This is a genomic window from Ferruginibacter albus (assembly GCF_020042285.1).
Classification (GTDB): Bacteria; Bacteroidota; Bacteroidia; order Chitinophagales; family Chitinophagaceae; genus Ferruginibacter; species Ferruginibacter albus.
The window spans coordinates 1152862-1178931 of record NZ_CP083388.1 but is presented as its reverse complement, the minus strand read 5'-3'; the positions used below and the strand labels follow the sequence as shown (position 1 = coordinate 1178931).

At 32.6% G+C, this 26070-nt stretch carries 29 protein-coding genes; 15 read left to right on the top strand and 14 right to left on the bottom strand.

Annotated features, from left to right (window positions below):
- Window positions 1-4: 4 nt before the first annotated feature.
- From K9M53_RS05240 to K9M53_RS05225, 4 genes are all read right to left on the bottom strand, one after another.
- Complete coding sequence (locus K9M53_RS05240) at window positions 5-1174, bottom strand: zinc-dependent alcohol dehydrogenase (protein WP_224018578.1); 1170 nt, start codon at window positions 1172-1174, stop codon at window positions 5-7.
- A 109-nt stretch (window positions 1175-1283) separates the two neighbouring features.
- Window positions 1284-1865 (bottom strand): YciE/YciF ferroxidase family protein, encoded by a 582-nt coding sequence (locus tag K9M53_RS05235; protein ID WP_224018577.1) that lies wholly within the window; start codon window positions 1863-1865, stop codon window positions 1284-1286.
- A 32-nt stretch (window positions 1866-1897) separates the two neighbouring features.
- Window positions 1898-4051, bottom strand: coding sequence for a catalase (locus K9M53_RS05230; protein WP_224018576.1), 2154 nt, complete (start codon window positions 4049-4051; stop codon window positions 1898-1900).
- A 54-nt stretch (window positions 4052-4105) separates the two neighbouring features.
- Window positions 4106-5257 (bottom strand): glycosyltransferase, encoded by a 1152-nt coding sequence (locus tag K9M53_RS05225; RefSeq protein ID WP_224018575.1) that lies wholly within the window; start codon window positions 5255-5257, stop codon window positions 4106-4108.
- Window positions 5258-5592: 335 nt separating this feature from the next.
- On the opposite strand from K9M53_RS05225, the gene K9M53_RS05220 reads away from it, so the two are divergent.
- On the top strand, window positions 5593-6177 hold the full coding sequence (locus tag K9M53_RS05220; protein ID WP_224018574.1) for a hypothetical protein: 585 nt from the start codon (window positions 5593-5595) through the stop codon (window positions 6175-6177).
- A gap of 40 nt (window positions 6178-6217) precedes the next feature.
- Window positions 6218-6685 carry a DUF6799 domain-containing protein gene (locus K9M53_RS05215; protein ID WP_224018573.1) on the top strand — a complete coding sequence of 156 codons (468 nt, stop codon included), beginning with the start codon at window positions 6218-6220 and terminating at the stop codon, window positions 6683-6685.
- Window positions 6686-6795: 110 nt separating this feature from the next.
- Here the strand turns inward: K9M53_RS05215 and K9M53_RS05210 are convergent, their stop codons facing one another.
- Window positions 6796-7407 (bottom strand): hypothetical protein, encoded by a 612-nt coding sequence (locus K9M53_RS05210; RefSeq protein WP_224018572.1) that lies wholly within the window; start codon window positions 7405-7407, stop codon window positions 6796-6798.
- 179 nt (window positions 7408-7586) lie between these two features.
- Here K9M53_RS05210 and K9M53_RS05205 point away from each other — a divergent pair, with 179 nt between their 5' ends.
- From K9M53_RS05205 to K9M53_RS05180, 6 genes are all read left to right on the top strand, one after another.
- Entirely contained in the window at window positions 7587-7952 is a 366-nt protein-coding gene (locus K9M53_RS05205) for a response regulator (RefSeq protein ID WP_224018571.1), read from the top strand.
- 72 nt (window positions 7953-8024) lie between these two features.
- A complete protein-coding gene (locus tag K9M53_RS05200; protein ID WP_224018570.1) occupies window positions 8025-8222 on the top strand; it encodes a DUF3606 domain-containing protein in 198 nt (65 codons plus the stop codon).
- A 642-nt stretch (window positions 8223-8864) separates the two neighbouring features.
- Complete coding sequence (gene glf / locus K9M53_RS05195; protein ID WP_224018569.1) at window positions 8865-10004, top strand: UDP-galactopyranose mutase; 1140 nt, start codon at window positions 8865-8867, stop codon at window positions 10002-10004.
- Window positions 9964-12111 carry a family 1 glycosylhydrolase gene (locus K9M53_RS05190; RefSeq protein WP_224018568.1) on the top strand — a complete coding sequence of 716 codons (2148 nt, stop codon included), beginning with the start codon at window positions 9964-9966 and terminating at the stop codon, window positions 12109-12111. The genes glf and K9M53_RS05190 overlap by 41 nt, the downstream gene beginning before the upstream one ends.
- A 163-nt stretch (window positions 12112-12274) precedes the next feature.
- Complete coding sequence (locus K9M53_RS05185) at window positions 12275-12442, top strand: hypothetical protein (protein ID WP_224018567.1); 168 nt, start codon at window positions 12275-12277, stop codon at window positions 12440-12442.
- A gap of 276 nt (window positions 12443-12718) precedes the next feature.
- A complete protein-coding gene (locus K9M53_RS05180) occupies window positions 12719-13933 on the top strand; it encodes a DUF2252 family protein (RefSeq protein ID WP_224018566.1) in 1215 nt (404 codons plus the stop codon).
- A 5-nt stretch (window positions 13934-13938) separates the two neighbouring features.
- Here K9M53_RS05180 and K9M53_RS05175 read toward each other — a convergent pair whose 3' ends face one another.
- The 4 genes from K9M53_RS05175 to K9M53_RS05160 all read right to left on the bottom strand — a co-directional run bounded on the left by K9M53_RS05175 (window position 13939) and on the right by K9M53_RS05160 (window position 16107).
- Window positions 13939-14430, bottom strand: coding sequence for a DUF421 domain-containing protein (locus tag K9M53_RS05175; RefSeq protein ID WP_224018565.1), 492 nt, complete (start codon window positions 14428-14430; stop codon window positions 13939-13941).
- 18 nt (window positions 14431-14448) lie between these two features.
- Window positions 14449-14949: a CinA family protein gene (locus tag K9M53_RS05170; protein ID WP_224018564.1), complete on the bottom strand. Its 501-nt coding sequence runs from the start codon at window positions 14947-14949 to the stop codon at window positions 14449-14451.
- A 45-nt stretch (window positions 14950-14994) separates the two neighbouring features.
- Window positions 14995-15480, bottom strand: a complete 486-nt coding sequence (locus K9M53_RS05165) for a low affinity iron permease family protein (protein ID WP_224018563.1) — start codon at window positions 15478-15480, stop codon at window positions 14995-14997.
- Window positions 15481-15555: 75 nt separating this feature from the next.
- Window positions 15556-16107, bottom strand: coding sequence for a YciE/YciF ferroxidase family protein (locus tag K9M53_RS05160; RefSeq protein WP_224018562.1), 552 nt, complete (start codon window positions 16105-16107; stop codon window positions 15556-15558).
- Window positions 16108-17202: 1095 nt separating this feature from the next.
- Between K9M53_RS05160 and K9M53_RS05155 the strand changes: the two genes are divergently transcribed.
- Window positions 17203-18219 carry a DUF748 domain-containing protein gene (locus tag K9M53_RS05155; RefSeq protein WP_224018561.1) on the top strand — a complete coding sequence of 339 codons (1017 nt, stop codon included), beginning with the start codon at window positions 17203-17205 and terminating at the stop codon, window positions 18217-18219.
- Window positions 18220-19060: 841 nt separating this feature from the next.
- Here the strand turns inward: K9M53_RS05155 and K9M53_RS05150 are convergent.
- Both K9M53_RS05150 and K9M53_RS05145 read right to left on the bottom strand, forming a co-directional pair.
- Entirely contained in the window at window positions 19061-19417 is a 357-nt protein-coding gene (locus tag K9M53_RS05150; RefSeq protein WP_224018560.1) for a response regulator, read from the bottom strand.
- A gap of 587 nt (window positions 19418-20004) precedes the next feature.
- Window positions 20005-20328 carry a hypothetical protein gene (locus tag K9M53_RS05145; protein ID WP_224018559.1) on the bottom strand — a complete coding sequence of 108 codons (324 nt, stop codon included), beginning with the start codon at window positions 20326-20328 and terminating at the stop codon, window positions 20005-20007.
- 386 nt (window positions 20329-20714) lie between these two features.
- Between K9M53_RS05145 and K9M53_RS05140 the strand changes: the two genes are divergently transcribed.
- Window positions 20715-21035, top strand: coding sequence for a hypothetical protein (locus K9M53_RS05140; RefSeq protein ID WP_224018558.1), 321 nt, complete (start codon window positions 20715-20717; stop codon window positions 21033-21035).
- A 389-nt stretch (window positions 21036-21424) separates the two neighbouring features.
- On the opposite strand, the gene K9M53_RS05135 is transcribed toward K9M53_RS05140, so the two are convergent.
- On the bottom strand, window positions 21425-21820 hold the full coding sequence (locus K9M53_RS05135) for a hypothetical protein (protein ID WP_224018557.1): 396 nt from the start codon (window positions 21818-21820) through the stop codon (window positions 21425-21427).
- Between the two features lie 455 nt (window positions 21821-22275).
- On the opposite strand from K9M53_RS05135, the gene K9M53_RS05130 reads away from it, so the two are divergent.
- Window positions 22276-22518, top strand: coding sequence for a hypothetical protein (locus K9M53_RS05130; RefSeq protein WP_224018556.1), 243 nt, complete (start codon window positions 22276-22278; stop codon window positions 22516-22518).
- 177 nt (window positions 22519-22695) lie between these two features.
- Window positions 22696-23073, top strand: coding sequence for a hypothetical protein (locus K9M53_RS05125; RefSeq protein WP_224018555.1), 378 nt, complete (start codon window positions 22696-22698; stop codon window positions 23071-23073).
- Window positions 23074-23081: 8 nt separating this feature from the next.
- Here K9M53_RS05125 and K9M53_RS05120 read toward each other — a convergent pair whose 3' ends face one another.
- Together K9M53_RS05120 and K9M53_RS05115 are read right to left on the bottom strand one after the other, a co-directional pair.
- Window positions 23082-23399, bottom strand: a complete 318-nt coding sequence (locus tag K9M53_RS05120) for a hypothetical protein (RefSeq protein WP_224018554.1) — start codon at window positions 23397-23399, stop codon at window positions 23082-23084.
- A gap of 81 nt (window positions 23400-23480) precedes the next feature.
- Window positions 23481-23942 (bottom strand): Hsp20/alpha crystallin family protein, encoded by a 462-nt coding sequence (locus K9M53_RS05115; protein ID WP_224018553.1) that lies wholly within the window; start codon window positions 23940-23942, stop codon window positions 23481-23483.
- A 158-nt stretch (window positions 23943-24100) separates the two neighbouring features.
- Between K9M53_RS05115 and K9M53_RS05110 the strand changes: the two genes are divergently transcribed.
- From K9M53_RS05110 to K9M53_RS05100, 3 genes are all read left to right on the top strand, one after another.
- Window positions 24101-24694, top strand: a complete 594-nt coding sequence (locus K9M53_RS05110) for an alpha-ketoglutarate-dependent dioxygenase AlkB family protein (protein ID WP_224018552.1) — start codon at window positions 24101-24103, stop codon at window positions 24692-24694.
- Window positions 24695-25311: 617 nt separating this feature from the next.
- The gene (locus K9M53_RS05105; RefSeq protein WP_224018551.1) at window positions 25312-25527 is read left to right on the top strand and encodes a hypothetical protein; all 216 of its coding nucleotides are present in this window, start codon (window positions 25312-25314) and stop codon (window positions 25525-25527) included.
- Between the two features lie 48 nt (window positions 25528-25575).
- Window positions 25576-26031, top strand: a complete 456-nt coding sequence (locus tag K9M53_RS05100) for an NUDIX domain-containing protein (RefSeq protein WP_224018550.1) — start codon at window positions 25576-25578, stop codon at window positions 26029-26031.
- Window positions 26032-26070 lie beyond the last annotated feature (39 nt).

Below are 26070 nucleotides of genomic sequence, written 5' to 3'. Positions count from 1 at the left end.
AAGATTATGCAGATGGATCGAGCACTATTTTTACGCAATCCTCTTTTTTATTTTTAAAAATATCATATGCATGCGCCACTTGCGATAAAGGCAATCTATGTGTTATGATATCATCTAATATTACTTTACCTTCTGCTACATAACTCAAAAGTTTATCAATATGTTTTTGTGCAGGTGCTTGCCCGCCACGCAGATTAATTCCTTTATCAAAAAATTGACCAACAGGAAAATTATCATACGGTGTTGGATACACACCAAGTACAGAAACAAATCCTCCTCTACGTACTGCACTCATACAGGCTTCTAATACTTTTGGCGATCCCTTTTCCAGATTAACAACGGCTTTTGCCCTATCCAAGATACTTCTATCCGGTTCAAAGCCTACAGCATCTACACATACATCGGCACCACGCCCTTCTGTTATTGCCCGTATTTGTTCTATAACTTCTTTAGCATCTGTATCCCATAAAATGGTTTCACAGTTCGCTGCTATTTTTGCTTTGTCAAGACGGTATTGTAATGTATCTACTATAACTACTCTTGCTGCTCCACGCAGCCACGCACTTTTTGCAGTCATTATACCAACAGGACCAGCACCAAAAATTGCTACTGTTTCTCCTCCATTTACCTGCCCCCAATCAATGCCGCTGTATCCTGTAGGAAAAATATCTGTCAGAAATAACACCTGTTCATCTGTAAGATTATCGGGTACAATTCTGGGGCCATAATCAGCATAGGGCACACGTACATATTCAGCTTGCCCACCATCATACCCTCCGTATAAATCTGTATAACCAAATAGGGCTCCTCCCTTTTCTGTGATCAATCCTCCTTCAGGTCCGTAATTTTCAGGGTTACTATTTTCACAGTGTCCAGGCAGATCATGATTGCAGAAGAAACAAGTTCCGCAAGCAATAGGGAAAGGCACTACTACTCGATCGCCTCTTTTTAGATTTTTAATTCCTTTTCCAACTTCTTCTACTATACCCATAAACTCATGCCCTAAAACCATTGGTCTTGGTTGAGGGAAACCTCCGGAATATATATGAAGATCGGAACCGCATATAGCCGTTGCCGTTACTTTTAAAATAACATCTGTGTTATCTTTTAAAATAGGGTCATCTACTATGTCACAGGTCACTTTTTTAGGACCGTGGATTACAGCTGCTTTCATAAATTAAATTTTATGTGATTATTTATAATCCTTAGAGCAATAATTATCATTTTCAATTATTACCTTAAATAAAAAACCCGGGTATTGTATTAACCGGGTTACACACTTATTATTCATCTTCTTCGCTACCTTCCGAAGCAGCAGAATAATTAATATTCTCTTCTGCAATTTCAGTTAATATTGTGTCTGCTTCTTTTTCTTCTGCTAGCGTACTCTCCAAAATTTCTGCGGCTTCATCTAATTGTAATGTACGTGCCAGTTGCGCCAAGCCGCCATAGGTTGCAATTTCATAATGCTCAGCCTTTTGTCCTGCCAGTATTAATCCTACATCTCTGGTAGCTGTACCTGCTTCAGTATCTTCTATGATACTATCTCCTTCTTTAGTTATTCCTTCCATAGCATCACATTTTTTAGCTTGTGGTTTTTGATTCAATAATTCAAAAACCTGTTCCAATCTTGAAATATGGGTTTTAGTAACTTCCAAATGTTCAGTGAAAGCATTTTTCAACTCCTGTGAAGTGGCAGCTTTTGCCATTTTAGGAAGTACTTTAGTTAAATGTTTTTCTGCCCAATAGATATCTTTTAATTCTTCACTAAAAAACTCTTTTAACATTGGATCTTTTTCAGAAGTATCGTTCATTTGTTTAACCGGCGCTTTTTTTGGTGCTGCCTTTGCGTTTGCTTTTGCCATGATCTTTAATTTTAAATGTTTATTTATTTTATTTATGCAGGTATTTTACCTGGTTTTTCACGTCCCCAAAAACGATGTTGTGCTATTGCTGTAATAAATTTATCTGCAAGGTCTTTAATACTTTCGCCATTTATAATACCCAAGTCTTGTTCCAATTCAGCCATCTTACTAAAGCAGGTTTCATCTATCACCTGTTTTGCTTCTTTATCAAAAGAAATGGCTTTGCAATGTTTATACGCTTCGTTCAAAAAATGAATGGCATCCCCATCCTGTGATAATGTACCAACACTTGCTATACCTTGTGGTACATATACTGCATCATATAAGACAGATGCCGCTGTTAAAAAACTTTTGTCTACCTGTATCTCAGTTTCTGTGTCTGTTGTGAGTGTACCTAATCGTACTGAAATGATCTCTACGACAGCACCTTCTTTCAATAAAGATTTCTTCATTGTATCTACAGAATTTGCAGTTACGCCATCAGCGGCCAGTATAGCTACTTTGCGTGTCTTTATCGAATCTTTAGGCGTACCAGACATACTAAGTGCTTCAGATACATCTAAAGAACTTTTAACTATTTTAGATTGATAAGTTGCAGGATCTGCATCTGCCGGAACACTTGCATTAACGGGCTTTTCTTTAGGAACATGTAAACCTAATTTGTAAGCAACTCCATTGGCAAGCGTACTATCTACTTGTGCCAATATGCCCAACATACGTTCTCTTATAAATGCAATGTCCACCTTTCCTAATTCAAAACTGAATGCATCGATTATATGATTTTTTTCTTCGTCCGATTGACTATTGAAGAATAAAGTTGCCTGGCTGTAATGATCTAAAAAGCTTGGACTTCTTTCTCTTATCTTATTGGCATCAATTCTTTCCGGAAAAGAAGTGAAACCACCTTCAGACGCTTTTGCCTGAAACGGACATCCTCCTCCCATCGAATTTGGATGATAACTTACTTTTCCCTGATTGATGGTTTGACGCATGTGTCCATCACGTTGATTATTATGTACAGGATTGATAGAACGGTTAATTGGTATCTCGTGAAAGTTTGGACCACCCAAACGAATCAACTGCGTATCTGTATAAGAAAATAATCTTCCTTGTAAAAGCGGATCATTTGTAAAATCAATACCCGGAACAACATTACCTATATGAAAAGCAACCTGTTCAGTTTCTGCAAAAAAGTTATCCGGGTTCCTGTTTAATGTCATCTTACCTATACGTTGAACAGGCACTAATTCTTCAGGAATTAATTTTGTTGGATCAAGCAGATCAAACTCATACTTAAATTCATCTTCCTCCGAAACTATCTGAACACCTAATTCCCATTCAGGAAAAGCACCGCTTTCAATAGCCTCCCACAAATCACGACGATGAAAGTCAGGATCTTTACCGGATATCTTCTGTGCCTCATCCCATGCAACAGAATGTACGCCTAATAAAGGCTTCCAATGAAATTTTACAAAATTTGATTCACCCGCTTCGTTTATAAAACGAAACGTATGCACGCCAAATCCTTCCATCATTCGATAACTTCTTGGAAGTGAACGATCACTCATTAACCATAATATCATGTGAGTAGATTCAGGCATAAGTGATATAAAATCCCAAAACGTATTATGTGCAGAAGCTGCCTGGGGAATCTCATTATCCGGTTCTGGTTTAACTGCATGAATGAGATCAGGAAACTTAGTAGCATCCTGTATAAAAAATACAGGCATGTTATTACCCACCAAATCAAAAATACCTTCCTGTGTATAAAATTTAACCGCAAATCCTCGTACATCTCTTGCTAAATCTGTTGAACCTCTTGAACCAGCTACTGTTGAAAAGCGCACAAATACAGGCGTTGTAACAGAAGGGTCTTGAAATAATCCTGCTTTAGTTAAAGAGCTCATACATTCATACACCTGGAACGTTCCATGTGCTGCAGAGCCACGTGCATGCACTACTCGTTCAGGAATACGCTCATGATCAAAGTGTGTTATCTTTTCTCGTAGTATAAAATCTTCCAACAAAGTGCCGCCGCGGTTTCCTGCTTTTAATGAATTTTGATCGTCATTTATTTTAACGCCATGATTGGTTGATAAAAATTGATCTTTCCCATTTTCTTTGTTCAAGTTTAGATCGGTTAATTTATCATTGGTAATTTCTTCGGGTTGTTTATCCTTTGCCATGTATTTAATTTTATTTGTTATAATTTTTATTGATTGGCAGTGTATCCACTATTATTATGCGCTAAGAATATTATAATTAATAGGTAGGATAGATACTTGCTTACCTGATCGGCTTGCCAATGTTTGTTTTACTAAGCTATGTATATCGTTCCACGTTTTATCCCAAGAATTATTTGCAAGAAATACATCTACTTCATGAAGCCATATGTTTAAATCCTGTGGTTTCATAGTGAATTGTTTTTCAGCAATAGCAATAAAGTCATCTGCCTGCTTTATAATATGAACAAGTTTATTTGTCCCGTAAGGATGTACTACATCTTTTATTGCAGTAGAAATTACCGGCTTGCCGGCGGCAAGATATTCGGGTGTTTTAGTTGGACTGATATATTTAGTAGCCTCATTGATTGCAAAAGGTATCATTGTTAATTGCCATCCTTTGATATAAGAAGGCAACTCTTGATATTGCTTAGCCCCCAAATAATGTATATTGGCTGCTACAGGTAATGTTAATGAATCTATCTTAACTACCGGACCTATTAAGACAATCTGCCAGTCCGGCTTTTTTTGTGCAACAGTTCTTATTAATTCGATATCAAAACGCTCATCAATTACTCCACAAAAACCTATGCGTGGGTAAGGAATATTTTTTTGATCAAATGGATCAATTATTTTACTGTTCCTTGCTTTTGCAAAATGCGCTTTATCAATACTACTCGGAAAAGGATATATATTATGATGGTGATGTTTCTTTGCTTCATAAAGAGAATGTCCACCTGTAAAAACTATCTCCGCTTTTTTCAATAACTCTGTTTCAAGCTTTTTAATTTCAGCAGGTGCAAACTTAAAACAGGAAAGCTCATCCATACAATCGTATATTGTAAGCTCAGGATTCAAGTGCCTTGTTATTGGAAGAAACATAGGACTATAATACCAAAACATGTACTTATTAATAGCTTGCGTTTTAAAAAGATGATCTATTAATTTTCTTTGACGATTGTTAATATCTCCACTATCTTCTTTTAAGTTAAGAGTAACAACCAAAACATTTTGTTCTGTTATTTTAATTGTATAGCTATCGTTGTCCTTAGAGAAAATAGGCTCTTCGATATAAAATACACGATAAGATTTTGCAAACCTGCTTATTAAATGTTGGGGACGTTGAAAAACAAAATTCCATCTTAAATGACAAAAGCAAATTAGATCCATAACAATTCAATTAACGTTAAAAGTGATAAAAGTTATCGCAGGTAGATTTCAAAACACATACCAATAGAATTGGAGGCAATAAAAATTTAGTACGGGCAAGGCTTTGCCCATTTAGTGCAAGAAAAAATAAATTAAAAAAAATAATGAGGTAATATTTCTACTATTTAATATTCTGTAAATAAAGATTTTATATAATTATTTAAAAAGCTTGTAAAATTCACAGGCCTGTATCAATTACTAATTTCTCAGGCATGATTATTAATAAGTATAGCATGTAATAATTTAAGTAATTCTTACTTAAGTTAATTTAACTACCATTAAAACATAATTAAATTATGAGAAAATTATTTCTACTATCAATTACAATTGTATTATCAATTATATCTGTTAAAGCACAAACGCAGAAAGGAAATGTACTTGTGGGAGGCGATATCAGTCATTTAAATTTAGACCTTCAATCAGGCAATACAATCTTTGCTATAACTATTGACCCTAAAATGGGATGGTTCATACATGATAACAAATTAGTAGGTGCGCAATTTACTTTTGGTATAGCAACACAAAAAGGTGCAACAACCATTAACTATGGGATTGGCGTATTTGGTCGCTCTTATTTTGGTTCTGCAACTACTGATCTTGTTAGAAAAACAAAATGGTTTTTAGAAGCCAACGTTGGCGTATTTGGACAAAATACTTCTGGAACAAATATTCCTCATACAAGTACAAATGGCTTAGGAGTAGGTATTGGTCCGGGATTATCTTACTTTATTACTTCAAATGTAGCCTTAGAAGCTTTGGCAAAATACAACTTAACAGTGGGTTTTGGTAATTCTACAACTGATAATGCTATTACTGCAAGTTTAGGTTTTCAAATATATATACCGGGGAAAAAATTAAGAACACTTGCCACTCCTAAATAGTAAATACAAATAAGCATTCTCACTAAACAAAAATCATACAATGAAAAAAATATTTATTATTTGTATTGCTGTATTCAATTTGGCAGCATGTAATAACAGTAGTTCAACTAATGCAAACGAAACGGATTCTGCTGTTATTGTAAAACCTGCTACCGATCACATAAATACCACCACCGACGACACTTCAATACACACAACAACTTCTGCAATTGGAGAAGGCGATTTGACCATGAAAGATAATAAAGTAATGGTTATGAAAAATGGAAAATGGGAACAATTAAAAGGCATAATAAAACTTAATAACGGCACTATTGTAATGAATAATGGAAAGATGGATATTCATGGAAAAAAAATAAGGATGCAGAATGGCGCTACAATAAAAATGACCGGAGATATAATGGATGAGGGTGGTAAAATGATAGACTCTACAATGTTGGAAAAAAATTGGATAGACAAAGGCGATAGAAAAGTAGACAAGCAAGGAGAAATAAAAATGAAAGCAAATTAATAATTTCTTTCCTATAAATTATACGACTCTGAGGCTAAACCTCGGAGTTTTTGCTTAGCTATAACCGGATAAGATTTATCCAAGCATCAAATTTTTAATTTTTTCGATTCCTAGAGTTTATCAGCTATTAATCCATTAGCTAGTTTTCTCCATTGCAATTTAGAAAATACATAAACAAGAGTAATAAATCTATGACGAAGTTTATCAGTCCATGAAATTATATCACTATTAGGAATGATATTACGATCAATAATAGTTATAAGAATTGATTTTTCATTTCTTGTTATTATAAAGCAACTGGTAGTTTTTGAAGAAAAGAAATGTGCTATATTATTTTTTTCTCCAAATGGATAATGAGCAGGGCGTACTCTAAAACCAATACTATTAATATCTTCTTCATTGATTTCAATTAATTCTTCTACACGTACCCAATCATATCCCCTTCCAATTTTACTACCTGGGCCTGGAACATCAATACGTAAATAATCGCCATTTATTATTCTTCTATTTACCGATACACCATTTGCATTTATAATTTGAAAACGGGAGAAACCTCCAATTTTATACCAATCATTTACATGCAGTAAACGATCTTTCACTAATTCATAGACTTTTTTCGCTGAAGCATGTGGTGAGAATTCTATCTTTTTTTCAATTATTATTTCCTTACCAAGATTTTGTATAGGAAGAATATTTATATAATCTACATAATGCATATCCATTTACTCTTTATTTTTCAACTACTAATAATCACAAAACATGCCATCTAAATTTTCTTCCAATTTCATTATTGTCTAAAAAAATGTTGTGTTTATATAATTCACACATTGTTTGCAAGGAAGTAAGTATTCTTTAGTTTTACTTACTAGCCCAGCCATCGTTAAACCTTATTTAATTAAATATGGCTGACATTTTACTTCTTGAAGACAACATAGATATGTTGAAAATGTTTCAAATGCTTTTTAAGTATAAAGGTATGGGGCTGCGGTCTGTTGCTAATGAATCTTGCTTTTTAAAAGAACTAAGTAAACAAAAGCCTGACTTAATTATACTCGATATATTACTAAGAGATTCAGATGGGAGGCAAATATGCTTAGATCTAAAATCAAATTGTAATACTAAGGATATTCCTGTTATAATGATGTCAGTCAGCCCCAAATTATTGGGATCATGTAAAGGGATTTGCGGAGAAGATTATTTAGAAAAACCTTTTGATATAAAAGAGCTATTTGATAAAATAAATCTCTATATAAAAGTGAAAGTATAATTATTGTATAGAATATTAAGTGCAAAAGAAGAAATTGGTCTGCAAATTGTTTCTAATTGAAAAACGATAAACATGAGTTACGATAATAAAAAGAAAATACCACTTGATGAGAAGCGGATAAATATTATGGAGAAATTAGAAATTGAATATTGGTGTGAGATTTTGCATGTAACAAAAGAAGAACTGATAGATGCAGTTGCAACAGTAGGAACCGCATCAGATACTGTAAAACAATATTTTGATAAAGAACCTAAAAGAGCTGGGCTTTAAATTACTTAATGCAGCACTAAATTCAAATGGATAAAAGGATTTATGATTTGAAGTATAATATAAAAAATGATTTCTGATGGATAATAACTAAAAGATATTTACAAAGTTTCGGGAGGTTAAATTGAGCATGTAAATAATAATCTGTCTAACGCGTGATATGGCCTGATAATAGCACATCTTTTTCTTTGTCGGCTTTGCAGGTTTAGTTTGTGGGAATCCATCAATTAAAGAAATGATTAAACTTCAAGAGTTATTATTAATGCTATTTCCGGTAGCATCCTTATTAACCGTAATATTTTCTTTTTTAGATATAGTTGTATTACTCCTTTATCTCAAAAAATAAAAAATTTTTATATTACTATAAAAAGCAACCACTAGAAAATACTTATCCTTCAATCAACGATATAAAGGATTTATTCTTTTAGAAAACTGCTTCTATATTAATTCCTTTACTTGTTATTGTTACCGGCTTGTTACTTTAAAGCATGGCATTCTTATAAGTGAGGAATTATGAGAAACTAATTGCTCACATTGAGGTTATCTACAGCCTTAAATTATTATAAACATTTTTATTTACTAAAAAATTACTGGCATGTTTTTTTATACCAGTAATACATTTAATTATTTAGAAAAAAGGAATTTATGTTTGATTATATGATTGTAGGTGCAGGTCTAGCAGGAGCAGTTTTAGCAGAACGTTTAGCCACAAAATTGGACAAAAAAGTAATTCTTGTTGATAAACGCAATCATATTGGTGGTAACACGTATGATTATTTTAATAAGGATGGAATATTAGTTCATAAATATGGTCCGCATATATTTCATACCAACTCTAAAGAGGTTTATGAGTATTTAGGGAATTTTACAACCTGGCGTCCTTATGAACATCGTGTACTAGCAAGTGTGGATGGTATGTTAGTGCCTATTCCTATTAATATGAATACGATCAATACCCTCTATAACCTGCAGCTCTCATGTTCCCAGGTGGATGATTTTTTTAATTCCAAAGCAGAGAAAAAAGACAGAATCCTAACATCTGAAGATGTTGTAGTAAATAAGATAGGAAGAGAGTTGTACGAAAAGTTTTTCAAAGGCTATACAAAAAAGCAATGGAATCTTGATCCATCAGAGCTGGATGCTTCTGTAACAGCACGTATCCCGGTAAGAAGCAATAGGGATGATCGTTATTTCACAGACACTTACCAGGCAATGCCTTTATTAGGATATACTAAAATGTTTGAGAACATGTTGGCACATCCTAATATTAAAGTGATGCTGAACACGGATTACAAAGAAGTAGAAAAAATAATTCCTTTTAAGAAAATGATTTATACCGGGCCCGTTGATTATTACTTTGATTATTGCTATGGCAAATTACCTTACCGGTCTTTAGAATTTCATTTTGAAACAATTGAAACAGAAAAATACCAACCTACAGGTACGGTTAATTTTCCTAACGAACATCCTTATACGAGAGTTACCGAATTTAAATACCTCACAGGACAAAGACATTCCAAAACATCTGTTGTATATGAATATCCAAAAGAGGAGGGTGATCCTTACTATCCTGTGCCAAGACCTGAAAATGCTGAATTATATAAAAAATATCAGCAGTTGGCCGCACAAAGTGCCAATGTACATTTTGTTGGAAGATTGGCAACTTACAAGTATTATAATATGGACCAGGTAGTGGCCCAGGCTCTTACTCTTTACAAAAAATTGTCAATAGAAACGGAAACACATGTCAACGGATATAAATTGCCAGCTCTTCAAGATTCCTGAAGTTTGGGGCGGGATTGAATGTACGATAAACAGAGTGCAGGATAAATGGAGAGATCAATTACAATATTCTGGTCACTATTCACGTGAAGATGATATTGATAAATTTGCAGCATTAGGCATTAAGGCATTACGTTATCCCATTCTTTGGGAATTGCATGAGCCCTTGTTTAATGCAACCATTGATTGGAGTTGGGTAACCGGGCAATTAAATAAAATAAAAGAACATAACATTATACCCATTGTTGGCTTGGTACATCATGGCAGCGGACCTTCCTATACATCTTTAGACAATGAAAATTTTTGCGAGGGATTATCTGCTTATGCTAAAAAAGTAGCTACTCAATTTCCATGGATAGAGTACTACACACCCGTTAATGAACCCTTAACTACTGCACGCTTTAGTGGTTTGTACGGCTTATGGTATCCACATCATACCAAGGACAGGAGCTTTTTGATAATGCTGTTGCACCAATTGAAAGCAGTAGTATTGTCAATGCAACAAATTCGCACTGTTAATCCTAATGCAAAGTTGGTGCAAACTGAAGACCTGGCAAAAGTGCATAGCACTTCATTATTACAATACCAGGCAGATTTTGAAAATGAACGGCGATGGCTTACGTACGATATTTTATGTGGCAGATTAAATAAGCACCATCCATTATGGGAATATTTTACAAGGCATGAAATAGATGAACGGCTATTAAATTTTTTTATAGATAACCCTTGTCCACCCAGTATAATAGGTGCTAATTATTATGTAACTTCTGAAAGATATTTAGATGATAATACTAATTCATATCCAAAACATGTACTTGGAAATAATCATATTCATCAATATGCAGATATCTGTGCGGCACATATTATCAAGCCTGCAGGCTTAAAAAAATTATTAATTGAAGCATGGCAACGATATAATATACCTATTGCGGTTACAGAATGTCATCTTAACTGCACAAGGGAAGAACAACTGCGATGGTTTAAAGAAACATGGGACACTTGCTCATCTTTAACTAAAGAAAATATTCCTATAAAAGCTGTTACCGCATGGGCATTGTTAGGCTCCTATGACTGGAATAGCTTACTAACAAAAAATGATGGCCATTACGAAACAGGAATATTTGAAGTGAAAAATAATGCGTTGCGTGCAACTGCCACAGCTACACTTATTAAATCATTAGCAAAAAAGAGAGATCATCATCATCCGCTGTTAGAGCAACAAGGTTGGTGGCATAAGAATGATCTCAACAATAGTTCAGTTCATAAAAAAAATATTCCACTGCTTATAATTGGAAGCACGGGTACATTAGGTGCTGCTTTCATTAAGATCTGTAAAGATCGATCTATACCTGCTATCTCACTTAACAGGAATGATGTTGATATAACCAATAGTAAATCTATCGCAACAATAATCGATCAATATCAGCCTTGGGCGATCATTAATACAGCCGGCTATGTACGAGTAGATGACGCAGAAGATAATAAAGAAGAATGTTTTAGCATTAATGCTATTGCACCTTCCTTACTTGCTAAAGCCTGTAAAGAAAAATGCATTCGGTTCATGACCTTTTCATCTGACCTGGTATTTGATGGAGAAAAGCATTCTCCTTATTTTGAAATTGATAATGTACATCCTTTAAATATATACGGAGAAAGCAAGGCAAAAGGAGAACGGAATGTTTTGAAAGAAAACTCGGAATCGTTGATAATACGAACCAGCGCTTTTTTTGGACCTTGGGATAAAGTCAATTTTGCATGGGATGTGTTAGATTCATTAAAAGAAAATAAAGATTGTCCTGTTATAACAGATATTATTGTTTCGCCAACCTATGTACCTGATTTAGTAAACACTTCACTTGATCTTTTTATTGATAAAGAAAAGGGCATACAGCATTTATCAAATGATGATTCATTAACATGGTTTGAGTTTGCTTGTGAAATAGCAAATAGGAGTGGTCACTCAAAAAAATATCTGAAACCTTGTTTGTTAAACGCCATGGGATGGAAAGCTAAACGACCTTTAAATAGTGCCTTGCAAAATGAAAAAGGGATAAGATTGCCGTCACTTTCACATGCAATTAGGCGTTTTTTTGATGAAAAAATCTTTTAATTTACAATGAGAAACGTTCTACGAGCACAACTATTCTTTTTCCCAACCAACTCAGTTTAAACAATTCTTAGGAAATATAATAACTGTAGTTGTTTTGGGATATTTTAAACAATTCAATTTTACTTCTTAAAAGATGGATTAAATCATCTTAATTTAAAAAATTATGAATAATAAGAACTTTGAAAAAGGAAAAGATAAAGACACTAGTGATTTAAATAACCCAAATCAAACAAAAGAAAATGATGATTCTGAAAAGAAAGCAATTAAAAAAATAGCTAAAGAAGAATATCAAGAAGATAAGAAAAAGAATAAAGAGAATGAAATATCATAAATGATATAATATTAAGTAAAACAAAGAACACGAATGAGAAAGTTTATAAGAGAATTTTTCCGGAATTGTTCAAATATTTTATCATCGCCAAGATAATTGTCTAAAACTATACTTAACACTCCGAAGAAACAAAGCTAGACCATGTTTGAGAATTAACTTTCCATTACTGACTTAGCCCCAAAGGTTAAAATTTTTAATTGAGAATTACACGTATCTGTTGTGCAAATCTCTATATTGGCATGCTTTTATTTTATCTCTTTTATAACCTAACTGCACATGGAAAAAGTAACTAGACGAATCCAAAAATTTAATGAGACAAGACTGCCTGCTATGATTCAGGAAAAGTATAAGGTAATGGCGACAGATCTTTACAAATTCTATCGCGGAACAAATCATCTGTTTTATGAAGACCTAAAAAAATCCGGTAAGGTATTTCAATCTCCTCTTGCATGGATTTGTGGTGATTTGCATTTAGAAAATTTTGGGAGCTTTAAAAGCGACAATAGATTGGTTTATTTCGATCTCAATGATTTTGACGAAGCATTATTAGCACCAGCAATATTTGAAGTAGTACGCATGGTAACAAGTATTTTTGTTGCATTTGAATCTTTACGAATCGAGCAAAAGAAAGCCATTAATATGGCACAATTATTCTTAAAGACCTATTCGTCCATCTTAGAAAAAGGTAAACCTAATTATATCGAACCTCGTGTGGCAAAAGGAATTGTTTGCCAATTCTTAGTAAATGCAAGCAAAAGGAAAACAAAAGATATTCTAAAGAAAAAAGCCAGGGTGAAAAACAAAAAAATAATGCTTTTGAATACCCCCAAACATCTCAAACTACCTCCAGCATTGAAAAAAGAGTTGTTTAACCATATTGCGGGATGGTTAAAGAATGATGGAGGAAGCCCCTATAACTATATTCCAATTGACGCTGCGTTTCGTGTTGCCGGTACAGGCAGTTTAGGACAAATACGATATATAATTTTATTAAAATCTTCTAATGGTACAGGAGAAAAATACCTATTGCTTGATATGAAAGAAGCAACTCCACCATCCTTATTACCATATGTAAGAATAAAACAACCACAATGGAATACCAATGCTGAACGTATCATTACAATCCAGCAAAGAATGCAGAATAGACCGCCTGCCTTATTAAGTGCAACCGTTTTTAAGAAAATGCCTTTTGTAATAGAAGAATTACAACCTACCGAAGACAGTATTAATTTTAATCTGATTAAAAAGGATTACAGAAATATCTATCAGGTGATTGATGATATGGCAATGTTAACGGCTTCATCCCAATTACGAAGCTCAGGAGAGCAAGGCTCATCTATTACGGATGAGTTAAAAGAATTTGGAGCAAAGAAAGACTGGCAAGAAAAAGTATTAACATACGCAATTCATTATGTAAGTCAAATAAAAACTGATTATATTAATTTTCTAAGAGATTATAAAAAAGGTGTACTTAAAAACCATCAGAAATAAAATCATTAATTATTTTTTTTGATAGCGCTGATAGAACCGTTTCGTTCGATGTACACCTTGTCTATTTTTTGCAAATCGTCCGTTAATGCTGATTCTCTAATACCTTGTAGTACATCCTCTTCACACACTAATGCTTTATTGAGATTTTCTTTTATAAAGCTGCCTTTAACAAATAGTAATATTTTTTCTCCTTCTATAAGTTTTGCAAAAGGTCTGTAGCGAACAATTGCCCATCCAAAGATTCGATGTAACAGTACAATTACCAAACAGGTAATAATAATGGGAATAAAAGGAGAGGCTCCAACGATTGCACGAGCCAAAACACTTCCCAACAATATGACAATAATGTTATCCAGTGGTGTTTTAATTCCAAAAGAACGCCTGCCGGATATTCTAATCAAAAAAAGCGTGAACAAGAAAATTATAATTCCCCGGTTGCCCATTTGAATAATGGTTAAATCTTTTCCCTGTCCAAATAGTTCAATAAGTGTTTCCATACTGATAGTTTTAAATAATTAAGGCTGTATTTCAATCTCATGTGCGATGCTTCTTAAAATATGATTGGTGTAGTGCAATTGGATCAAGATAGGATCAGCTTTAGGAGCATACACTATTTCTTGTTTAATAATTGTCTCTTTAAAGGTGATTGTATAATAAGCAAACAGATCAACGATTCCTTCTTCCGGCAACGGTGAGGCATATCCAGTAACCCCTATTCCCCAGTGACTTGAAAAGAGTTTACTGCCATTGATTGCCATCTCTTCTGAAATTATTGCAGATACACAATTACAGGTAATTGCTGTTGTAATATCAATGTGTAGATGCTTGTATTTTTGCATCAGGTTGTAAGCGGTCAGTCCACCTTGAAAAAAAACGGAAGCATTTTCAGCTGAAGAAAGTGCTGCTTGCAAATGTCCTGAAGTAACGCTTTCTGCTACAGCAATACTTTCATTTGTTTTGATAAAATAGCCTGAAATAATCTTTAGTGCCGTTATATCATACAATTCTGGCGTCATCACTAATTGTGTTACTCTACTTTCGTAAATCCAATTTCCAGACCATTATTTTTTAAACCGTGCCTCTAGTTCATCCTCCATTTCTTTTTTTAGATCATGCATACCTTTTGCTTCATCAATGGAATGAGATTGCTGTAAACTTTCCTCTTTTTTAGTAAAATCGCTCAGCTTCCCATAATATTTTTGAATTACTTTTAATTCGTCTTCAGTCATATTTTCCACATTTACTAATCTGTTACTTGCAAATTCATGTGCGGCTACCAATTCATTCAATTTTAACTGTATCGCAAGTGAATCTTTATTTTGCGCTTTTTGAATTAAAAAGACCATAAGGAATGTGATGATAGTAGTTCCGGTATTGATTACGAGTTGCCAATTTTCAGAGTAATGAAATATTGGTCCGGTAATAACCCATACGATTACAGAAAGTAATGCAAGGATAAATGCAGCTGTGCTTCCTGTAGCTTTAGTGACCTTTACAGCAAAGTTTTCAAAAAAGCTTCTTTGTGGTGTATTTACATCTTGTTTCATGATATATTAGTTTAAGTTAAAAAATAAAAGAACCAGATCACCGGGATCTGGTTCGCTAAGTAGGAAGGAGTATGGTTATTCCGCATTTGCCTGTTCATTTACGGTAGCTTCTGCTAATTCAGTTAAGCTTTGATCGGCTTCTTTTTCTTCACTAAGCGTCTTTTCTAAAATAGCTGCTGCTTTCGTATACCCTAATGTTTTAGCTAATTGTGCTAATCCGCCATAAGTAGCAATTTCATAGTGCTCTACTTTTTGGCAGGCAAGAATAATTCCCACATCCCTGGTTGCAGTGCCATCTTCGGTATCTTCAATGATGCTATCCCCTTCTTTGGTAATACCTTCCATCGCATCACATTTTTTAGCTTGAGGCTTTTGTTCTAAAATGCTAAAAACCTGTTCCAGCCTTGTCACATGTTCCTTAGTTACTTCAAGGTGATCGTTAATAGCAGTTTTTAGATCTTCAGCACTGGCAGCTTTTGCCATTTTTGGAAGTGTCTTTACTAAGTGTTTTTCTGCCCAATAAATATCTTTTAATTCATCATGGAAAAATTCTTCCAATCGTGAATCATTTTCTTGAGAGGCGTTCTTGGCAGCTTTGGTATTATTGCGTTTAGTAGTCTTTTCCATAATTATTATTATTTTATTTAAATGAATAAATTGTTGGTACTATTATAATTAATATTAATAATCATGCCCTTTTTAAATTATGTGTTGGGTATAAACTCGCAGGTTAAAAATCAACACAGCGGGAAATATTATCTACAATAAAATCCCAAGATTATAAACACTATTAAAAAGAAGTCTTTATTGTACAGCTTTTTCCTTCAATCATTGTATAATTATTAAAAAACTTATATAATCTATAGGTTAGTAAAAAAACACACAATTTTTGTAGCATATAAATAGGTTCGATATAATTTGTTTTAAGAAGGGGCGGTATTAATTATAATACTGCCTTTATTTATTATTTTTTGTAACAAAATATGAGTAATATTCTTTAGGCTGTTCGCATACCAGCCGGCATTAAAATCCCAGTTTTTTTGTAACCAGTTGACGTATAGCTTTATAATTTTTATTTTACTACATCTGAATTTATCTTTCATATTTCCATAAAGAAAACGCAAAGCAGATCTACCGCGACAAATCATTGTCAAAATGAGGTCAAGATGTCACTATTCAGTTATAAAAGGGAAAAGCGAATATATAGAATACAACTAATGGTATATCATTTGTTCATTAAATCTTATCAAAATGACATTCATGTAAACAACCAAAAGCAAAAAATAATTCCGGTGATGATAAAACTTATTAAATACACATTAGCGGGTAATCAATAACCACCAATTATGCACGCGCAACCTAAAAATGCAGGGGACGAAGAAGATATATTTGATAAAGAAGAAAATAATGATATAGATGATGATGTTGATTGAAATTATGTAGAAGAAATAGTCGACAAAGAGGGTTAAAGAAAATAACGAGGAAGAAAAAAAACTGACAAAATAAAAAAAATCCAAATTCTGGAGAAGCCGGATAAAATTGGGAGGGCAGCCAGTTTAAAGACTTAAGTATTCGTTGTATAACTTTATGAATAATAAAACAAAAAAAACTCGTTTACAGAAGCGCTATGTAATAATAGGGACGATTGTAATTATACTTATTGTCTTCCGGTTATTATTGCCAACTATTCTATTAAATTATTGCAATAAAACATTATCTCACATGCCTGGGTACTATGGTCATATACAAGATATTGATGTATCGCTATATCGCGGTGCTTATCAAATCCAGGGGATGTATTTAAATAAGCTAGACTCATCCACTCAAAAACAAACTCCTTTTTTTACAGTTAACGATTTAGATATTTCAATCCAATGGAAAGCACTTTTTCATGGCAGGTTGGTAGGTAAACTTATATTCAATACGCCTAAATTGATTTTTACAAAAGACAGAGCTGAATTAAATGATGTTAAAAAAGATACTAATAGTTTTCAAAAAGTCCTTAAAGACTTCATGCCTTTAAAAATCAATCGCTTTGAGATTAATAATGGCAGTATTCATTATGTAGATGCAGGTGCGAGCCCCAAAGTAGATATTTCTCTTCAACAGTTGCATGTACTTGCTGAAAATCTTACAAATGTAGAAAATGGTAAGGTTGAACTTCCTTCTACTTTAGCAGCCACAGCTAATGTATATGGGGGTACATTAGCATTAAATATGAAGATGGATTTTCTGTCAGAAAAGACAAGGTTTGATTTAAATGCGGATGTTAAAAATGTCAATCTTGCCTTATTAAATGATTTTCTAAAAGCTTATGGAGGATTTGACGTAAATAAAGGTAGTTTAGGGCTATACACTGAATTTGCAGCAAAAGATGGGAAGTATGTTGGTTATGTAAAGCCTGTAATAAAAGATCTTAAAGTATTGGGTCCACAGGACAGACATGATAATATACTGCAGAAAGCGTGGGAGGTTATAGTTGGAGCAGCAGCAGGAATATTAAAAAATCATAAAGAACAACAAATAGCTACAAAAGTATCTATAGAGGGGGCTTTTGGAAAATCAAGCACTAATGTTGTTGATGCTATATGGGAACTTTTACGAAATGCATTTATACAAGCTTTAATGCCATCAATAGATAACCAGATCAATCTGAGTTCTGTCAATAATGCTGAACCGGAACATAAAACTTTCTTCCAAAAATTATTTGGAAAAAAAGACGATAAAAAGAAAAAATAAATAGTTGTTAGTAACAAGTTTTATGCAAACAAACTATGATAATTATAAGTATATTGACTAATTACCTGCTGCGCCGTTATTATAACCGATTAGTTTTTTGATCTACCCGCTAACAACTATAAAAATTCCAACACCGACACAGGTTTGAAAATAGCCTCTATTGCTTAACAGCCTGAAAGGTAATAAGTATTGCGATTAGTGCGCAAGCTATCATTGAATATTCATAAAGGTTTAAATAGTATTTAAAATATCGTGCCTTAATTAAGTAGAAATTCTTACAATTTCTAAAGAGTTTATACAGAGACTATAAAAAGGAATAAAATTTGGCTATAAGATTGTAAAGCAGAGTATATGAGCTTAAATGTTTATAAAAAGAAAAGGGATTTTAAAAAAACGCCTGAACCCAGGGGTGGGAAATCCGAATCATATTTTGGATAATCTTAAGGACAAAATCGTCACCTTCTGAGCCTTTTAATAAAATACTTCCCTGTTACCCGGTTTTCCTTTGGTTTTTATTAATTAAATAATTTTTATCAGAGGCCTGTCCTTGTAATAATACTGCTTTCAATTCTTTCTTGGGCTTATTTTTTTATCCTCTTCTGTAAAAAATATAGAAAAATCTGCATTGATTATGTCTAGGTCTGTCTATCCAAAAGAAATTATAAAAGCTTTATTTATTTCTTTTATAATCCCTGTTTTTTATCAATGACGAGCATCGCATTTTCACTTGCAAAAGTCTATAGAGATTCATGATAATTAAAGGAGGAACTGAAAGAAGTACTAGGCATATTTATAAATATTTAACACATCTAAATTGCAATAGTGCAACACTTGTTATTTGTTAAGCACGTAATAAAACTTCAACAACATTTTGAATAGTAAAAATTGTAAAAGGCTTATGTATAAATGCATCTACCCCCTTTAACCTCGCAGAAGTTTCCATGACTTCATTAGCAAAGGCTGTTATCATAATTACTTTTGTAATCCCTAGCTTTTTTATCTTTTCAATATTATCAATACCAAAACCGTCTGGTAAATTGTTGTCTAAAAAGATTCCATCATATTGATGTGTTTCAAGTAATGTATAACCTTGTGCTAGAGTGTGTGCTGAATCACATAAAACCCCATTTCGTTGTAGGATATTTGACAATAAAAAGCAGATATCCTCTTGATCATCAATAATTAATACTTTGCTCATAGCAGTGATGAAAGCAAAATTGTGCCATTTAATCTTGCTTTTATAATTTATACTAGAGGGGAATTTATTGCCTAAAGAAAAAATGAGTATAGAAAAATACCCATTTTAACTCAAATTTTTATAAATAAGTAAATATTTATATCAACTCATTTACGTGTGAACGCTTGATTAAATATTTCCTACCAATACGAGAAGATTAATACGGTTTGACTTTGGACACCTCCTTAAAGTAAACGATTAATACTTTCTCCTCAATCATCGAGACATATACATTTTACATACGTAGGCCCAAAATAATGTCGAGTTTGACTAAAATTTGCGTAACAGCAAAGAGATTAAAGTCGTGCTTTTTTAGATTCTTTCCAAAATCTCCTTTTACTGTCTTTGCTAAAGTTCCAACAATTCCTATTGAATCTATTAGTTATTCCCTTGTCATTTCTTAGGTTTCACACCAATATTCAATTCCAACTTCCCATAAAATTTATCTGTTTATCATATTTATTTAAATGCTTAATCAATAAATAGACTGTAATTAAGATAAATCAGCTGTTATTTTAATTAGAAGACACAAACTTATTTCTTCGTTATTAAAAAGGTGAAGTTGTTTGTTGAGATTGACTCGAAGAGTTTCCGGGTGCAGTACTTGGTGTATTAGATGGCACAGGAGCATTAGGGCTTGTATTGTTTGGAAAAGTATTTGTTCCCGGCGTAAAACCACCAGATAGTTTAGTTTTATTACTATCTGATATAGGAATTGAATCTATAGAAGTTTTGTTATTAACAGATTTAATTTTTCCATTTTTATATTTTGATGAATTTATACTTCTTGAAGTATCAGTTTTTTTTACCTGACAAAAGCAGAATGAAGAAATTAAAATTCCCATTGTTAAAGTTAACAGTAATGATTTCATAAAATTTATTTAGTACTTTGTATAAATAAATTCTGTGCCAACATAATACTAAACTAAAAAAAACAAAAATTTTACAAATAATAATACTATAAACATTTGCTTTAAATTCTTGTGAACAAGTTGGTTTACTTTTAAACTTAATGGAGAATTCTGCAAAATTAAATTGAAGCCATGTACTCGTTAATATTTCTTTATAGGCAAGAATGTACTAATTGGTTTATAGTTGTAATGGTAATACTTTTCCTTGATAATAAGTAATGCCACTCTAAATAAATAAATTTTTCACGGCAAAATAGTATACCTCAAATGTTTGATTGCCTTTGTCATATTTTTAAATATTCTAAAATTGTTCCTGAAGTTGGCAGGTTGTTTGTTTAATTAGATATATGGATAAACAATTATTGAATATCGAAAAAAATATATCCGGACTTTGGGATAATGAACATGTTTCACTTAATCTAAACTTAAAAAAGTCTGGCCAAGAAAGTACAGTTGTTTATATGAGAAAAGTACATGCAACTAAAACCGAAATAGCTGGCACATTCTCAATACAGAAAGAAGATGATTCATATTTAATGAACATGATTTTTAAGCTTCAAGGAAATCCCACTCCCACCAACATGAACTTTAAAGTTGACAATATAAGCTCAAAGGATTTGCAATTATCGAGCAATGGAGTAATTATCAAATTTTTTAGAGTGAGTTAACATTTTCCCCGACTGAAAAATAACGTAATCAATTGCATTGGAATGTTCAGCAACTAAAAAAAGTTGCTTGATAAAGTCCATATACGTTTTACCTTCTGTTAAATAATTGTCGCAAATGCCATTATGACGAATAATTAATTAGTTTTTATAAAACACAATTTATCCTAGAAGTATATTTATCCCGCTTCTACAGAATTTGAATTTTTTGCGCGTTTCTGTTTTCCTGCTACTCCTCTTCTTCTTCATTGATGCTATCACCTTGCTCCATCTTTTCGTTATCAGTATTATCACTGCTTATCTCCTCATAAAGTTATACCTCGAATACTTAAGTTTTAAAACCAACTGCCTTCTAAATTAATGGCAGATTGCTTTTATGATATTAATTTACCTTATTTATTATTCGGACCTTTATAATCGTCATTATTGAATGCATCTCTAAAGTTATTTTGTTGCTCATCTTTATCTTCTTCGGCCTCCTCGCTTATTGGCTTCTCCGGCACATTATCTAAATTTTTAAAGGGTTTAATATTTTCATCCTTCTCACTCTTAATTAAATCATGTTCATAGTTGCTTTTAAGTGTATCATGGCGTTCTTCATTACCAATCCTAGAATTAGAATTAATATCATTTTTAGACTGTAGCTTCTTTTCCACTTTAGTATGATCTCTAGGTTGTTCTTGTACAATAGGCGGAATATTGGTTATTTGCTGATTTGTATTTAATAAATCTTTATCATCGCCAGGATTGCTATTTTCATCGCTGTTGTTTACATAAGTATTATCCATATAAATAAGTTTTTGATACCTTAACAATACAAATGATATACCATCAAATAGCGTTCGCATATGGTCTTATTGCATTCATATCAGTGTCATGTTTACCTCATTATGAGAATAATTTATCTCTATTTATAGTTTATCACTAACCTTATATCATTGTAATAATAATTTATATAATTTTTTGTTCCTCTATATGGCAGCAAATACTTTAATGAGCTTGAGTTTGTATTAAATACTTTTTATTTTAGATTAATTAAATGCCTTCAGTTAAGGGAAAAGTCAAAAGCAACCCTTTTAAAGATGCTGCTTTTTATTAAAAATCTACATAAATCAAGTAACAAGAAGAACCACTCTTTGACAATGGCTCGTTAATTGTTGAAATCTTATCAGTAAGCTAATAAATAGCAGAAAAATATGCTTTTTAAAAGAATGGACAACCTTAAATCGACTAAATTTTTATTATGCCAATACCATATATACAATTACTAATAGGAGGAATAATTGTTGTTGTATTTTACATATGGATAAATGCAAGATCACGCAACAAAAAAAGTAGCAATAAAGCGGAGGGGCAAAATACCCCTACCTCATCTTTAGAAGCAGATCCAACAACTGACGTGCATACAAAGAATGAATTAGACACTCCCCAGTTTACACAAAGAGATCGATCTTCTGATTCAAGAGCAGAACAAAACAATCAATAATAAATCATGTAAAAGAATTAGAAGATGGCTAATTCTCGCAGAAAAATTTTTACAAAATATTTCTTATACTACAGCAGCTGCTAAAATCTTTCCATTGGTAAATAATATTTCTTTTTACACAAAATCTAATAACATGATCAATGATGATAAATCATCAATCAAAAGATAAAAATTAAGATGAAGACAATAAACCAGCCATTGAAAGAATTTATTACCGATTATAAATTAAAACCTGAAGACCATTCTATTTGTTTTGATGCCACCATTTATTTTTCTACGGAAACAGATTTCATATCACTTTCAACAGAAGTTGAAATAATATCAATAGGAGAAACAATAATGGATGTTATAAACCTCTTACATCCCGATGTATTGGTCCACAGGATACCTGACACTTATCTGGTTAATGAACATGAAATTGCATATTTGAAAAACAGGGCGTTGATCATCAAGGGACAAGCACCGGAACATGGTTGGTTTGTACTATCAATACATGCTGATGGAGCTTGTGATGAATATACATTAATGGAATTACATGGCAAGACCCTTAATTAATTTTTTACTTAATCACTATCATTGTCACTATAAGATATCTTTTCGCTTAAACTAAAATTTTTAAATATTTCTTTAGTAATTATTTTGCAGTTATCACCCATTTCGTTTAATGTACATTGCAAGACCTTAATATTTACCGGTAAGTTATTTTTCCACTCAATAAAATCCAATTGTAAAATAGTCTTTTCACTTACTTCATCAGAGCCCTTTAACTTTTCAAAAATTGCATTTGCTACTAACCGATTATTTCCAATAAAGAATTTCCCAAAGCTTTGAAAATCGTTGGGTGTTTTTATTGTGAACTGTATGTAGAAAGTTGTTTGCATAAAATAATAGCAACAAAGGGATGATTAACATCCCTTTGTTGTGATTTCAGTTAATACACTAAAAAAGGATCATCTTTATCATTATTGAATTTCAATAAGGCGAGATACTTTTTTAGCTTGCTCATTTTTTGGAATAGAAATTTTAAGAATACCGTTTTCATAATTTGCTGTAATTTTTTCAGTGTTAACAGTTTTGTCTAATGCGAATGTTCTGGTAAATTCCTGTTGCCTGTATTGCTGGGTTATCCATTTTTTATTTTCCTGTTTGTTTTCTTCATGCTGCTTAAAGCCAATAGTTAAGATATCATTGTTGATACTGATATTGAAATCCTTTTTCTGGAGTCCCGGAGCTACCAGTTCCACTTCATAAGAATTATCAGTTTCTTCAATGTTAACAGGAACATTACTTTGAGAATTTAACCCGCTAAATCCCCAAAAATCATCACTGAAAAACCGGTTAAGATTATTTTGGAAGATATCATCAATAACATTTCCAAAAGTTGCCGGCTGATTGTCTTGTTTTCTTTTGATTAGGTTGTTCATAATTACCTCCTTTTTTAAAAAGTACATAACAACCCCAATGCCATTTCAATAAAAAGGTCATTTTTTCAATTTGTAAGAAAAAATTTCATGAAATTTTTTCATTCGCTAAATATTTTAGCAAAACAAATAAACGTAGTAACTTTAATAAAAAATATTCGATGCTTACGCTTTTTGATGATTTGCAGGTTTTTGATGATGGCAAAAAACGCATTATTCATTTTGATATCCCTGATGCTGATCTTACATTAAGACAACAATTCTTTGATAAAGAAAGGTCTGACAACTATTATGAGACACTGTTGCATAATACACCATGGCAACAAAATCAAAGAAAGATGTATGATAAAGTAGTAGATGATCCCAGGCTTACTGCCTGGTATGGCAAAGTTTTTAACCAATGGACAGACGAACTCTTGGAAATTAAGGAAGAGGTAGAAATTGTTAGCGGCAGCAGATTCAATAGTGTTTTACTTAATTATTATAGGGATGGTAATGATTCTGTAAGCTGGCATAGTGATAAAAAACCAGAAGGTGGCACAAATACTCCTATAGCATCTGTCAGTTTTGGAGAGACAAGGGCTTTTCAAATAAGACATAAGTTTAATAAAGATCTGAAGCCAATGTCTATCCCGTTGACACATGGCTCCTTTTTATTAATGGCAGGTCCTATGCAAGATTATTGGGAACATCATATTGCTAAAACTAAAAAGGAAATCGCCCCTCGAATTAATCTTACTTTTAGAATCACCTAACAGTATAATTTGGTGAATAATTTGCTTTATAGCTTATAAAAAGAGAATGAAAATAGCGTCTTATAATGTGAAGTGTCAGCCCGGAACTGCCGCTGTTTTTTGTTTACAGCCGAAGATAACAGATAATGCTCAATACCGCTGTGTTAGCTGGAACTAAAGCTGAATAGCATTACTGATGTTGATGCTGCACTGTGTCAACCCTACTTGCACAAATACACATGTTGTAGGCAGTTTTATATATCTAATCCTTGATGTAGAAATTTGCTTTACTTGTGAATGACCTCCATTGGTTGCACAGGCACTGAGGTCTCATATTTACAAGTCCATTTATAAAGGCAGACTTTACAAAATAAAAGTAATAAGCAAAAGTGAATTTACTTTAACCAGTATAATACCTAATAATTACGGAAGTGAATACTATATAAAATCAACGTTTTAATTTTTAACCTTACTAGCCATTTATATAAAATTTGTAGAATAAAGGCTTGATCATATACTTTTTCTTTACGTTTCCGACTAACAATTTATAATCTCTATTTTAAAAATAGGTTCGAGTTGGAATACTTATTGCATTTTAGCTTTAAACAGTTATTGAAGCAAAACTAAAACGAGAAATAATGAGCCAAGCGTTTGTAAAAGAAGAAGACAGCCAATGGTTGCATGAAATACCTCCTACTTTGACAGCATTAATTAATTATTTGTCAAAGGAAAATAATGGGATAAGGGTCTATTTGAAAAGACAATTTCTTGATTCAAAAGGATTAGAGATTTTTGAAATGAGTAATGGACTCAATTACTCAAAAGATAATGGACAATGGCAAATAACAAATTAAAGTAAGATTCAAGAATGAAGTATTAAAAAGTTTAAGGTCTTGAAGGTTATGACAAAGCAAAGTGCAGGTATACTATTATATAGGAACACTCAAAATGAATGGGAATTCTTTTTGGTGCATCCGGGTGGACCTTTTTTTAAAAATAAAGATGCAGGCTATTGGACAATACCCAAAGGGGAGTATTTAGAAAAGGAAGATCCATTAAAAGCAGCTTTGAGAGAATTTGAAGAAGAAACGGGTATTGCATTAACTGGGAATTTTAAAGAACTTATTTCTATAAAGCAAAAAGGTGGTAAAACAGTTAAAGCCTGGGCAATAGAAAAAAATATAGATACTACAACTATCAAAAGCAATTCATTTATCATCGAATGGCCACCTAAATCGGGTAAACAACAAAGCTTTCCTGAGATTGATAAAGGAGAATGGTTTAATATAGCACTTGCAAAAGAAAAGATGAATAAAGAGCAATTCCAATTTATAGAAGAATTGCTCAGCAGCTTATAAAATTTCGATAGAAGATTGTGATAATTATGAAAGAACATT